Annotated in this window: 8 protein-coding genes; 4 read left to right on the top strand and 4 right to left on the bottom strand. The window is 46.6% G+C overall.

Annotation, left to right across the window (positions count from 1 at the left end):
• Positions 1–204 precede the first annotated feature (204 nt).
• Complete coding sequence (locus H8705_RS12150) at positions 205–1,146, top strand: SGNH/GDSL hydrolase family protein (protein WP_262396058.1); 942 nt, start codon at positions 205–207, stop codon at positions 1,144–1,146.
• 160 nt (positions 1,147–1,306) lie between these two features.
• Positions 1,307–2,806, top strand: coding sequence for a polyphosphate:AMP phosphotransferase (pap, locus tag H8705_RS12155; RefSeq protein WP_262396059.1), 1,500 nt, complete (start codon positions 1,307–1,309; stop codon positions 2,804–2,806).
• 18 nt (positions 2,807–2,824) lie between these two features.
• On the opposite strand, the gene H8705_RS12160 is transcribed toward pap, so the two are convergent.
• The 4 genes from H8705_RS12160 to H8705_RS12175 form a co-directional block, all read right to left on the bottom strand.
• Positions 2,825–3,616: a TatD family hydrolase gene (locus H8705_RS12160; RefSeq protein ID WP_262396060.1), complete on the bottom strand. Its 792-nt coding sequence runs from the start codon at positions 3,614–3,616 to the stop codon at positions 2,825–2,827.
• A 63-nt stretch (positions 3,617–3,679) separates the two neighbouring features.
• A complete protein-coding gene (gene metG, locus H8705_RS12165) occupies positions 3,680–5,647 on the bottom strand; it encodes a methionine--tRNA ligase (RefSeq protein WP_392392101.1) in 1,968 nt (655 codons plus the stop codon).
• 86 nt (positions 5,648–5,733) lie between these two features.
• On the bottom strand, positions 5,734–7,344 hold the full coding sequence (locus tag H8705_RS12170) for a CTP synthase (RefSeq protein ID WP_262396061.1): 1,611 nt from the start codon (positions 7,342–7,344) through the stop codon (positions 5,734–5,736).
• A 186-nt stretch (positions 7,345–7,530) separates the two neighbouring features.
• Positions 7,531–8,685 (bottom strand): sensor histidine kinase, encoded by a 1,155-nt coding sequence (locus H8705_RS12175; protein WP_262396062.1) that lies wholly within the window; start codon positions 8,683–8,685, stop codon positions 7,531–7,533.
• A gap of 249 nt (positions 8,686–8,934) precedes the next feature.
• Here H8705_RS12175 and gap point away from each other — a divergent pair, with 249 nt between their 5' ends.
• Positions 8,935–9,948, top strand: coding sequence for a type I glyceraldehyde-3-phosphate dehydrogenase (gene gap / locus H8705_RS12180; protein WP_262396063.1), 1,014 nt, complete (start codon positions 8,935–8,937; stop codon positions 9,946–9,948).
• Positions 9,949–10,277: 329 nt separating this feature from the next.
• The gene (glgB, locus tag H8705_RS12185; protein ID WP_262396064.1) at positions 10,278–12,407 is read left to right on the top strand and encodes a 1,4-alpha-glucan branching protein GlgB; all 2,130 of its coding nucleotides are present in this window, start codon (positions 10,278–10,280) and stop codon (positions 12,405–12,407) included.
• Positions 12,408–12,417 lie beyond the last annotated feature (10 nt).

Here is a 12,417-nt window from a genome sequence, read left to right on the forward strand (position 1 = left end):
TACAGTGGGATGTATTGACGGCGGGTGGAATTGTAACGATCATCCCTGTATGTATTATGTTCTTCTTCGCTCAGAAGAGACTGGTGGAAGGGTTAACCGCTGGTGCTGTCAAAGGATAACTACTAATCTCCCATAATACTAAAAGCAGCAGGGCGCCTTCCTTTTTGTGGAAGGCGCCCTGCTGCGTAAAAGGATGGTTTTTAGATGAGTTATATAAATCTTTTTTTTAATTGTGTAGAGATAAAGCGGGAGGGAGACTGGTACATACCTTACCGCTTTACCCAGGAACAAAGGGAGAGGTATGTAAAAGAACTTCCCTCTTTTTTGCCGCGGGTGATGGATAGTTCCGGGATTATACTGGATTTTATCACCGATCAGCCGGAAATTTCTTTTGAATATGAAGCGGATTATTTCACCCGGCAGTTTAGCGGACTAGATATTTATGAGGATGGAAAATTAGAAAAAAGCATATATTTCTCCCCGGAACAAAGCTGCAGGGATAAAGTTTTCTACCGGCGCCGAAGTCAGGAAAACTCCAGAATTACCATTTATCTTCCAGTGCTGGCAAGGATGAAACTGCGAAATTTTTCTTTGGGGAATTATCTTCCGGCGGTGCAGCCAAAACGAAAGCTAGTAGCTTACGGCGATTCCATTACTCAGGGGATGTGCGCTGCCCGTCCTTCCCTGAACTATGTGGCAAGAATTGCAAGAGCTTTGGACTGCCGTTTTTTAAATCAGGGGGTAGGAGGCTATTGGTTTAATGAGCAATCGCTAATGGAACCGGTGGCCGGCGCGGACATTGTCACAGTTTCTTACGGCGGTAACGACTATACCTATAAGCCGGATAACCAGGTGGTTTTCCGGGATATAAAGGCTTATTTTGAAAAGGCGGCGGCATTGTATCCGTCGGCGGATAAATATGCCATTACTCCAATCTGGCGGGAGGATCTGGACATACAGGGGCGCCGGCGATATGATCTTATTAGGGATGTGATTGCCCAAACTGCACAAGAAAACGGGTTTACAGTGATTTTAGGAAATGATCTGGTGCCGCATGACGTAAACTATTACCAGGACCTGACGATCCATCCCAATGAACGAGGATTTGCCTGGTATGCCCAGGGTCTGTTGAAAATTATAAAATAAGGTTGACGTTCCTAGAAAGCGAGCTTTCTGGGAACGTTTTTTTACAATGAAATAGTTGATTTTACCAGGGTTAGTGCTACAATAGAAATATAGTTACTCCCGATATCCCAGAAACTACTTTATATTTTACTAAGATAGGCTATGAAGGAGGACAATATTTATGCTGGAGAAAGTAAACCTTCAAAGGATGATTATGAAAGACGAATACAAACAGGAAAGTGCTGGATTAAAGCTGCAGCTGGCGAATTTGCAGCGGGCGATGAAAGAAGCGGGCTTTCCGGTAATCATTCTGTTCGACGGCTGGGGCGCTTCCGGAAAAGGAAGTATGATTTCAGATATTATTCTGACGCTGGATCCCCGAGGCTATAAGGTGTATTCCACGCTTCCCCCTACCCAGGAAGAGGCCAAACGTCCGTTTTTATGGCGTTTTTGGAACAAAATCCCAGCAAAAGGCCAGTTCAGTATTTTCGATAGAAGCTGGTACCAGGATGTCACTGTAGGCCGGATTGAAAATGGGATGACCGATGAGCAGGCTTTTAAAAAGATGGACAGCATAAAAACATTTGAACGCCAGCTTACTGACGACGGTTATTTGATTATCAAATTTTTCCTGCATATCAGTAAGAAAGAACAAAAACAGCGGTTCGACAATTTGGAATCGTCCAAAAATACCAACTGGAGAGTAACCGCTATTGATAAAAAACGCAACCGTCAGTACAGCAAATATTACGTTGCTTTTGATGATATGCTGGAATATACGGATGTGGATTATGCCCCCTGGCATGTGATCGGATGCCATAACCGCAACAGCGCGCTTTCAGAAATTTATCGCGTATTGGTAAAAGAGATCAGCAAAGGAATACAGATCAAAAAGGAAAAAGATCTGCAGGCACAAACAACTGCCTTGCCGGAGATAGACTTTCTTTCCCGGTTTCATTTGGTAGAAGCGCCCAAATTAAAAGAGATTGACCTGGACCGCACTTTGGAAGAAGAACGGTACAAGGATTTGCTGAACAAGGAGCAGAAAAACTTAAAGAAACTGCACAACCGGCTTTATCGAAAAAAGGTGCCCCTTGTAGTGGTATACGAGGGATGGGATGCGGCCGGCAAAGGGGGAAATATCAAACGTCTTGCCGCCAGCCTGGACCCCCGGGGGTATGAGGTTATTCCTATCAGCGCGCCTACAGAAATAGAAAAAGCACACCATTATTTGTGGCGCTTTTGGCAGGGCGTTCCAAAAGCGGGACATATCGCTATTTTTGACCGCTCCTGGTACGGCAGGGTTATGGTGGAACGGGTAGAAGGATTTGCCTCTCCCCAGGAATGGTCCCGGGCATACAACGAAATTAACGAATTTGAACGGGAACTGCGCAGCGCGGGGGCTATCATTGTAAAATTCTGGCTGCAGATTGATAAGGACGAGCAGCTTCGCCGGTTCCAGGAAAGAGAAAATACGCCAGGCAAGCAGTGGAAACTGACGCAGGAAGATTGGCGCAACCGGGAAAAATGGGATCAGTATGAAGAGGCGGTGGACGACATGCTCAAATACACCTCTACTGATTTCGCCCCTTGGACAGTAATTGAATCTCAGGATAAAAAATTTGGCAGAATCAAAGCGATCCGTACGGTAATCAACGCAATAGAAGAAAGGCTGCTGTAACATAGAAAAAGGGACCTGTCAATTTGACAGGTCCCTTTTTTTGGACGAAATATTATAGACCCTATGAGCGTTTTCGCAGGTGATATCCAACAGCTTTTGAATATCCACCCCTTTGATCTGGGCCAGTGTTTGAGCGGTGTACTGGATCATAGCAGACCAGCAGCGGGTGCCTCGGAAGGGTTCCGGCGACATATAAGGGCAGTCGGTTTCCACCAGCAGGCGATCCAGCGGGACAGCGGCGGCGGCCTCCAGAATTTTACGGGCGTTTTTAAAGGTGACTGCCCCAGTAAAACCGATATACATCCCCAGCTTGACAATTTCCTTTGCCATGTCCGCGCTCCCGCTGTAACAATGGACAATTCCTTTAGGGGAATATTTTTTTAACAATTCCATCGTATCCCCATGGGCTTCCCGATCGTGAACAATAATGGGCAGGTTGAGTTCTTTTGCCAGTTGGATTTGTTTTTCAAATACTTCCAGCTGCAGCGGACGCGGGGAAAAATCATAGTGGTAATCCAGCCCAATTTCCCCGATGGCCACCACCTTTGGGTGGTTTGAATATTGGGCGAGTAAGGAGAGATCCTCTTCTTTAAATTCTTTGGCGCTGTGGGGATGCACCCCCACCGAGCACCAAAGAAAATCATAACGCTCCGCAAGCGTTATGCCAAATTTGGCACTTTTCATATCGCAGGCGGCGTTCACCACTCCGCACACACCCTGTTCCGGCAGCGCGTCCAAAGTCTCTAATCGGTCCGCATCGAAGCGTTCATCATCATAATGGGCGTGGGTGTCAAAAATGTTATGAACCATGTGGGGTTCTTCCTTTCTAAAAGCCGCCCCGCCAATGGGCGGAGCGGCTTACAACTTTTATAGTTAGCGGACGGTAGAGCCGCAGGGGACAGCGTCGTCTACAAAGATAACTTTCACGTCGTTTTCGCCCGCATCCGCCGCCAAGATCATGCCGTTAGATTCTACCCCGCGCAGCTTGACCGGCTTTAAATTGGCTACCACAATAACTTTTTTACCTATTAGATCCGCCGGTTCGTACCAGGTATGGATTCCGGAAACTACCTGACGGGGCGTTTGTGTCCCATCGTCCAGAAGCAGCCTTAGCAGCTTGTCCGCCTTGGGTACTGGCTCGCAGGCGGTAACCTTTGCCACTCGGAGCTGCACTTTCGCAAAATCGTCGATGGTGACGAAGGAGGCCACACCCTGGGGTTTTTCCTCTTTCGTCTCCGGTTGGGCCGCCTTTGGCTCCTGTTTTCCAACGTCTTGGTTTTCCAACTCAGCCAGTTCCTTTTTAATATCGATCCGGGGGAATAGGGTTTCTCCCTTTTGGACGGTTACGGTTTGGGAGAGCAGACCGTATTTTCCCGCAGATTCATAGGTAGTATTGTCCTTATCCGCACCGATCTGCTGGAAAATTTTTGGCGTGGTCTGAGGAATAAATGGGGTGAGCAGAATAGAAGAAATTCGTACACATTCCAGCAGGTTATACAATACCGCCGCCAGCCGGGGAAGATTAGCCTGGTCTTTTGCCAACACCCAAGGGGCGGTTTCGTCAATATATTTATTGGTGCGGGAAATCAGCTTAAAGATTTCCATCAGCCCATTCTGGAAAGCGAATTTTTCCATCTGAGCGTCATAGCGTTCCTTTAGGGAAGAGGCCAGGGCAATTAATTCGTCGTCTAACGGTTCAGGCTTCTTTTGGGCAGGCAGGGTGCCTGCGAAGTATTTTTCCACCATGGCCACCGAACGGGAGACTAAGTTGCCCAAGTCGTTTGCCAAATCGGCGTTAATACGGTTAATCAGAGCCTCGTTAGAGAAAATTCCATCTGAGCCAAAGGGGAACTCCCGAAGCAGAAAATAGCGGATGGCGTCCACCCCATAACGGTTGCACAGTACGACCGGATCCACTACATTGCCTTTGGATTTGCTCATTTTTCCGCCTTCCAGCAGAAGCCATCCATGGCCGTACACCTTTTTAGGCAAAGGCAGGTCCAAAGCCATCAGCATGGCCGGCCAGATAATTGTATGAAAACGCATGATTTCCTTGCCTACGATATGCACATCCGCCGGCCAGAATTTTTCAAAATCATGATACTTCTCATTTCCATAGCCCAAAGCGGTAATATAGTTGGAAAGGGCGTCCACCCACACATACACAATATGACCCGGATCAAACTCGATGGGAACTCCCCAGGTGAAAGAAGTACGGGTAACGCACAGATCTTCCAGTCCGGGTTTGATAAAGTTATTGACCATCTCATTGAGGCGGGAGGACGGCTCCATAAAATCGGGATTTTCCTCGTACAGCTTTAAAAGACGGTCGCCGTAAGCGGAAAGACGGAAGAAATACGCTTCCTCCTGGGCGTCAATCACTTCCCGCCCGCAGTCGGGACATTTGCCATCCACCAGCTGGCTTTCCGTCCAGAAAGATTCGCAAGGGGTGCAGTATTTTCCTTTGTAAGTGCCTTTGTAGATTTCCCCTTTGTCATAAAGCTGTTTAAAAATCTTTTTTACGGATTCCTGATGGTAATCATCCGTCGTGCGGATAAACCGGTCGTTGGAGATGTTCATTAATTTCCACAGTTCTTTTATTCCCGCCACTACGTTGTCCACATACTGCTGCGGAGTAATCCCAGCGGCCGCAGCCTTCTGCTCAATCTTCTGACCATGTTCGTCCGTTCCGGTAAGGAACATTACATCAAACCCCTGCATTCGCTTATATCTCGCCATAACGTCGGTCGCAACGGTACAATAGCTGTGTCCAATATGCAGCTTGTCCGATGGGTAATAAATCGGCGTAGTAATGTAATATGGTTTTCCTTTTGCGTTCATTGCAAAATCCTCCTTGCATGTCCAGAGTTTGATGTTTTATTTTTCTAAAAGGGGAAGCGTCACGCTTCCCCTTTTGGATGGCAGATTTATTTTCCTTCCCTGTGGTTCAGGGCCGCCGCTACAAAGCCGTTAAATAATGGATGAGGACGGTTGGGGCGGGATTTAAATTCCGGATGGAACTGTACGCCTACAAACCAAGGATGTTGGGGTATTTCTACGATTTCAACCAGTTTGGAGTCAGGGGACAGACCGGCAATTTTCATTCCGCCCTGCTCAAAATCTTTTCTCCACTGGTTATTAAATTCATAGCGGTGACGATGACGCTCATAAACCAATTCGTCATTATACGCGGTCTGGGAGAGGGTGCCTTCTGTCAGCACACAAGGATATAAACCCAAACGCATAGTGCCGCCTTTTTCAGTGATCTCCTTTTGTTCCGGCATAATGTGAATTACCGGATATGCGCACTGTTCGTTAAACTCTGCAGAATTGGCGTCCTCAAAATGGAGTACATTCCGGGCAAATTCAATCACAGAGATCTGCATCCCCAGACAGATGCCAAAATAAGGAATATTATTCGTTCTGGCATAATGGGCAGCGGCCACTTTACCTTCAATGCCGCGGTCGCCAAATCCGCCGGGGATTAAAATACCGTCACACTCGCCTAACATATCTTGTGCGTTCTCGCTAGTAATATCTTCCGAGCTGATCAGGCGGATATCCACTTTCGCATCGTTGGTGATGCCCGCGTGACGAAGGGATTCCGCAATGGAAAGATAGGCGTCCGGCAGGGCTACATATTTGCCCACTACACCGATTGTAACGTTACGGTAAGCATTTTTGCTGCGGTCCACCATCGCTTTCCACTCCGCCAGATCAGGAGTACGGTTTTCCAGGCCTAAATGATGGCATACAGCCGCCGCCAGACCTTCTTCTTCCAGCATCAGCGGAACTTCATATAAAGTAGGGGCAGTCAGGTTTTGGATAATGTCCTGGGGGCGGGTGTTGCAGAACAGCGCGATTTTACTGCGCATCTCATCCGGCAGGGGCAGCTCGCTGCGGCAGACAATAATATTAGGCTGGATACCCTGGGAAAGCAGTTCCTTCACCGAGTGCTGGGTGGGTTTGGATTTCAATTCATTGGAACCAGCGATAAAAGGAACCAAAGTGACATGGATAAAGATAGCGTTGTCCTTTCCCACTTCGGTTACCACCTGGCGGATGGCTTCCAGGAAAGGAAGACTTTCGATATCGCCCACGGTACCGCCAATTTCCGTGATAACCACATCGGTATCGCCGGAATTGCCCAGACGGTAAACCCGTTCTTTGATTTCATTGGTAATGTGGGGAATGACCTGGACAGTGCCGCCCAGATAATCGCCCCGGCGTTCTTTATTTAAGACATGCCAGTATATTTTGCCGGTGGTGATATTGGAGTTGACTGACAAATTTTCATCAATAAAACGTTCATAATGTCCCAAGTCCAGATCGGTTTCCGCTCCGTCGTCAGTGACAAAGACCTCTCCATGCTGATAAGGACTCATTGTACCTGGATCAACATTTATGTAGGGATCGAATTTTTGCATAGTGACCCGGTATCCCCTGCATTTGAGAAGACGTCCAAGAGACGCCGCAGTAATTCCTTTTCCCAGGCCGGATACTACGCCTCCTGTTACGAAAACATACTTGACTGACATGGTTCCCTCCGTTCCGCCGACTGATACGGCAATCCAAACATTTTTATAAAAACTGCAACAAACATAAACAGTATTATCATGCCAAAAAGCCGCCGACATGATAATACATACATCTACATATTTTACTATCTTTTTAAGATAAAATCAATATGGGAAACCCACTCGCACACGGAAAACTTTTTAAAATTACAGAGGACATTTACACACATCCGCTAAAATAATATACAGCTTGGAGAATTTATCGCACAGATAATCAACCGGTTCGCAATGCACCGCATAGGGCAGAGAGGGATCATCTGTAACAGGAAGGGTAAATACCACCGTAGTACCTTCTCCACAAATGGACTGGAGAGCGATAGTACCTTTGTGGCAGGCGATTGCCTGTTTAGCCACCGTAAGTCCCAGCCCATTGCCGGAGAAAGGCTCCCCAGTATGGTCGTAGGAGAAGAACGGCTCAAATACCCGAGGCTGAATGTGGGTAGGGATCCCCAGCCCCTTGTCCGAGATAGAAACACTGACGTTATTGGTTATATTACGTACCTTGACATAAATCGCGTTGCCATTTTTGGTATAATGGCTTGCGTTGGAGATGATATTGAGCAGGGCGCAGGAAAGCTTGTCCGTATCACAAACCATAATCACGCTCTCTTCTGGAATATCATAAAGCAGAGGAATGCCCAAAGGCTCCAAAAGGACCCGGGCGGCGTCAAAGATATCCGACAGATATTTAAAGATATTGACCCGGGAAAAGGCCATCTCATTGAGTCCATTAGTATATTTGGTATATTCTGAGATGTTTACACAGCTGCGCAGCATTTTATAGGCGTTTATATTGATAGTATCGATGTAGTCCATACATTTGTTATCCACTTCCGAGGGGTCGGCACAGGAAATGTTATGCGCCAGCAGCGACAGCATAGAAAAGATCACTGTCAAAGGGGTGCGGTACTGGTTGGTAAAAGTGGAAATCACACGGGTGACCCCTTCCGGCTGCAGGGCGGTTCCCTGGTCGGAGATAGGGGAAAAAAACACACAATAATAATCTTCTCTCCCCACGATAGCGGGGGAAAAGGTCATTGAAAAATCAGAATAGGGCATACCGAGACTTTTATAAACAAACACGCCATTTTTACGGATTTCCGCCTTGATATATTCTGCGTTAAATCCAGGCATAATAGATAACACGCCATCTGGCAGCTCAATGCCGGTATGGTCCTTTTTGGCTGCATCATTACACCAAATTACCCGAAATGTGCCATCCAATATGGCAATAGCTATATGGGAAGCCTGATACATGGACTTAATGTTCTGTATGAAGCCTTTTGCGCTATTTTGTTCCATATTTAAATCCTTTCACCACGTAAGTAAATACTATTATTTGTCACACGCTTTCCTAATATTAATATCACCCCAAATATATATAGATTTATTATATAATATCAGTTGGTGGTTTTCAATAAAAACAAGGGAATAAAAGAGAGTAGTTTGAAAAAAATAAAAGAAAATCGTTTTTATTTTATCAAAGATATTGTAGTTTTATCAAAAGTGTTATAGAATAAGATTATAATAAAATACAGGAGGTTGTTTCCAATGGCAATAAAAGTGGGTATTAACGGTTTTGGTCGTATCGGCAGACTGGTTTTCCGCGCGGCGGTTGCACAGCCTGAGGTCTATGAAATTGTAGGTATCAACGATCCGTTTATTGATGTTGATTACATGGTTTATATGACGAAATACGACTCTATCCATGGCCGCTTTGACGGCGAGGTTTCTCAGAAAGACGGCAAACTGGTTGTAAATGGCAAAGCCATCAGCGTTTACGCCTGCATGAATCCGGAAGAAATTCCGTGGGGCGAATGCGGTGCTGAGTATGTGGTGGAATCCACCGGTGTGTTCACCACTATCGATAAAGCTTCCGCTCACCTGAAAGCTGGCGCGAAAAAGGTTGTAATTTCTGCGCCTTCTAAAGACGCTCCGATGTTTGTAATGGGCGTTAACAATGAAAAATACACCAAGGATATGGACGTTGTTTCCAACGCTTCCTGCACCACCAACTGCCTGGCTCCTCTGGCCAAAGTTATCAACGACAACTTTGGTATCGTTGACGGCCTGATGACCACCGTTCACTCTACTACCGCTACTCAGAAAACAGTAGACGGCCCGTCCAAAAAGGACTGGAGAGGCGGACGTGCGGCTGCTGGCAATATCATTCCTTCCTCTACCGGCGCTGCAAAAGCGGTTGGCAAGGTTATCCCGGAACTCAACGGCAAACTGACTGGTATGGCATTCCGTGTTCCTACCCTGGATGTTTCTGTTGTTGACCTGACTGTTAACCTTGGAAAATCTGCGACTTATGATGAAATCTGCGCTGCTGTGAAGAAAGCTTCGGAAAATGAAATGAAGGGGATCCTGGCTTATACCGAGGATGCCGTTGTTTCCTCCGACTTTATCACCGATCCTCATACCTCCATCTTCGATGCGAAAGCGGGTATCGCGCTGACCGATAAATTCGTGAAGCTCGTTTCCTGGTATGATAACGAGTGGGGTTACAGCAACAAGGTTCTTATGTTGATCGCTCACATGGCGAAAGTGGATGCAAAATAAGAAACCGTTAATATAAAATGGTGAAGCAAGGCCGCTGCGTTTACGCAGCGGCCTTTTGCATTTGAGTGATTAACACAATTTACCGCTTCGTTTCGACAGGAGGGGTATGATATAATAATTCGTGGACCTTTTTGGGAGCCAAGCAGGTGACTTTTCCCTGGGGGGAAAGAAGAAGGGAAATAGGAGAATAGTAAATCTTTCCAAGATTTTTTTGTGAAAAATCACAAATTGACAAACATTTTACCATTCTTTTTACTGGATATTTCACAATAAATACTTGAAATATCATAGGAATACTGATAGAATATAGAAAAAGGGAGGTGAGTACAATGGCAAAGAAGGATTTACCATTGTATTTGTTCCATCAAGGAACCAACTATAAAACATATGAGTTTTTGGGAGCACACCCCGCGAAAAAGGGGAGAGCGCAGGGCTATGTTTTCCGTACCTGGGCGCCCCATGCCCAAAGCGTATCTGTGGTAGGCGATTTTAACGGATGGAATCCACAGGCCAATCCCATGGTTATGTTGGGAAGTCATGGGGTTTGGGAATGTTTTGTACCCGGACTTAAACGATATGATCTTTATAAATTCAACATCAAGGCCGCGGACGGCCGAGAAATTTTAAAAGCGGACCCTTATGCGTTTCATGCCCAGACCGCGCCGGAAACCGCTTCAAAAATTTACGATATTGAAGGCTATGAGTGGAATGATGGAGAATGGGCTGAAAGCCATCGGGGAAAAAATCCATACCGAAGCCCGATGAATATTTATGAGGTTCATTTGGGCTCCTGGAAGCGGTATGAGGATGGAAACAGTTTCAGTTATCGCAAATTTGCGGACGAATTAGTGGAATATTTAACTCATATGGGGTATAACTATGTAGAGTTGATGCCTTTGATGGAGTATCCCTATGACGGCTCTTGGGGTTATCAGGTCACCGGTTACTATGCCCCTACTTCCCGCTACGGCACCCCCCACGATTTTATGTATTTGGTGGACAAGTGCCATCAGGCGGGCATAGGGGTAATTATGGATTGGGTACCGGCCCATTTTCCAAAGGACGCCCATGGGCTGTATGAATTTGACGGACAGCCTTTGTATGAATATGAGGAGCCCCACAAGCGGGAACATCCTCACTGGGGGACTAGGGTGTTTGACTATGGAAGAAACGAGGTAGTTTGCTTCCTGGTTTCCAACGCCATGTTCTGGGTGGAAAAATATCATATTGACGGTCTGCGGGTGGACGCGGTGGCTTCTATGCTTTATTTGGATTATGGTCGGCAGGATTGGGAGTGGGTTCCCAATATGAACGGCGGCCGGGAAAATCTGGAAGCGGTAGCCTTTTTACAGAAGCTGAATACAGCGGTGCTTACTGAACACCCCAGCGCGTTAATGATCGCGGAAGAATCCACCGCCTGGCCGTTAGTGACAAAACCCGCCTATGTAGGAGGGCTTGGTTTTAATTTTAAATGGAACATGGGGTGGATGAACGATATGCTTCATTACACCTCTCTGGATCCTATTTACCGCAGTTATAATCATGATAAATTGACATTCAGTCTGTTTTACGCATTTTCCGAGAACTTTATCCTGCCCATTTCCCATGATGAAGTGGTCCATGGAAAAGCTTCCTTGATCAATAAGATGCCCGGTGATTACCAGATGAAATTCGCCGGGGTACGTACCTTTTTAGCGTATATGATGTCCCATCCGGGCAAGAAGCTTCTGTTTATGGGTTGTGAGTTCGGCCAGTTTATCGAATGGAATTATAAACAGCAGCTGGATTGGCTGTTGCTGGATTATGAATCCCACGGAAAGCTTCAGGAGTTTACCCGCCGGCTGAATCATTTCTATCTGGAGAACCCGGCTATGTGGCAGGTAGAGGACAGTTGGGAAGGGTTTAACTGGATCGCCCATGACGATCATCAGCGCAATATTGTTGTGTATAAGCGCATAGATGAGGGGGGCGAGGAAGTGTTTGTGGTGTGCAACTTCGCGCCGGTGCTCCGGGAAAATTACCGGATAGGCGTTTCCCCCGCCAGAATGTACGAGGAGGTATTTAATACTGACGACGTAGATTTCGGCGGAAGCGGTATTACCAACGGAAAATCTATCAAGGTGCAGAATATTGCGGATCACGATATGAAACAGTCGATTTCAATTACGCTTCCGCCTCTTTCGGTGCTTTACCTAAAGGCCAAAGGCAGAAGAAACAAGGCAGGAGGAAAAAAGCTGGAGACGCTTGTGGAAAAATCTTCTGCGTCAGCGAAAAAACCGGCGGTAAAAAAACCTGCCGCTAAAAAAACGGCGGGAACAGCCAAAACGCAAAAATCCTCGGAATCGCCAGAGATAAAAACGGCTTCCGACCCAAAAGCGCCGGCGAAAAAAGCTGCTGGGCCGAAAACACAAAAGAAGACTTCAAAAGCGAGTGTGGATAAGAAATCGTCTGAAAAATGATCCTGGCTGC

Origin of the sequence: Youxingia wuxianensis, assembly GCF_014385085.1 — a bacterium.
GTDB lineage: Bacteria > Bacillota > Clostridia > Oscillospirales > Ruminococcaceae > Youxingia > Youxingia wuxianensis.

Coding starts and splice junctions, on each gene's coding strand:
- H8705_RS12175 (WP_262396062.1), bottom strand. CDS start 8,685: ATGGAACAAAATAGCGCAAAAGGCTTCATACAGAACATTAAGTCCATG.
- H8705_RS12160 (WP_262396060.1), bottom strand. CDS start 3,616: ATGGTTCATAACATTTTTGACACCCACGCCCATTATGATGATGAACGC.
- glgB (WP_262396064.1), top strand. CDS start 10,278: ATGGCAAAGAAGGATTTACCATTGTATTTGTTCCATCAAGGAACCAAC.
- pap (WP_262396059.1), top strand. CDS start 1,307: ATGCTGGAGAAAGTAAACCTTCAAAGGATGATTATGAAAGACGAATAC.
- metG (WP_392392101.1), bottom strand. CDS start 5,647: ATGAACGCAAAAGGAAAACCATATTACATTACTACGCCGATTTATTAC.
- gap (WP_262396063.1), top strand. CDS start 8,935: ATGGCAATAAAAGTGGGTATTAACGGTTTTGGTCGTATCGGCAGACTG.
- H8705_RS12170 (WP_262396061.1), bottom strand. CDS start 7,344: ATGTCAGTCAAGTATGTTTTCGTAACAGGAGGCGTAGTATCCGGCCTG.
- H8705_RS12150 (WP_262396058.1), top strand. CDS start 205: ATGAGTTATATAAATCTTTTTTTTAATTGTGTAGAGATAAAGCGGGAG.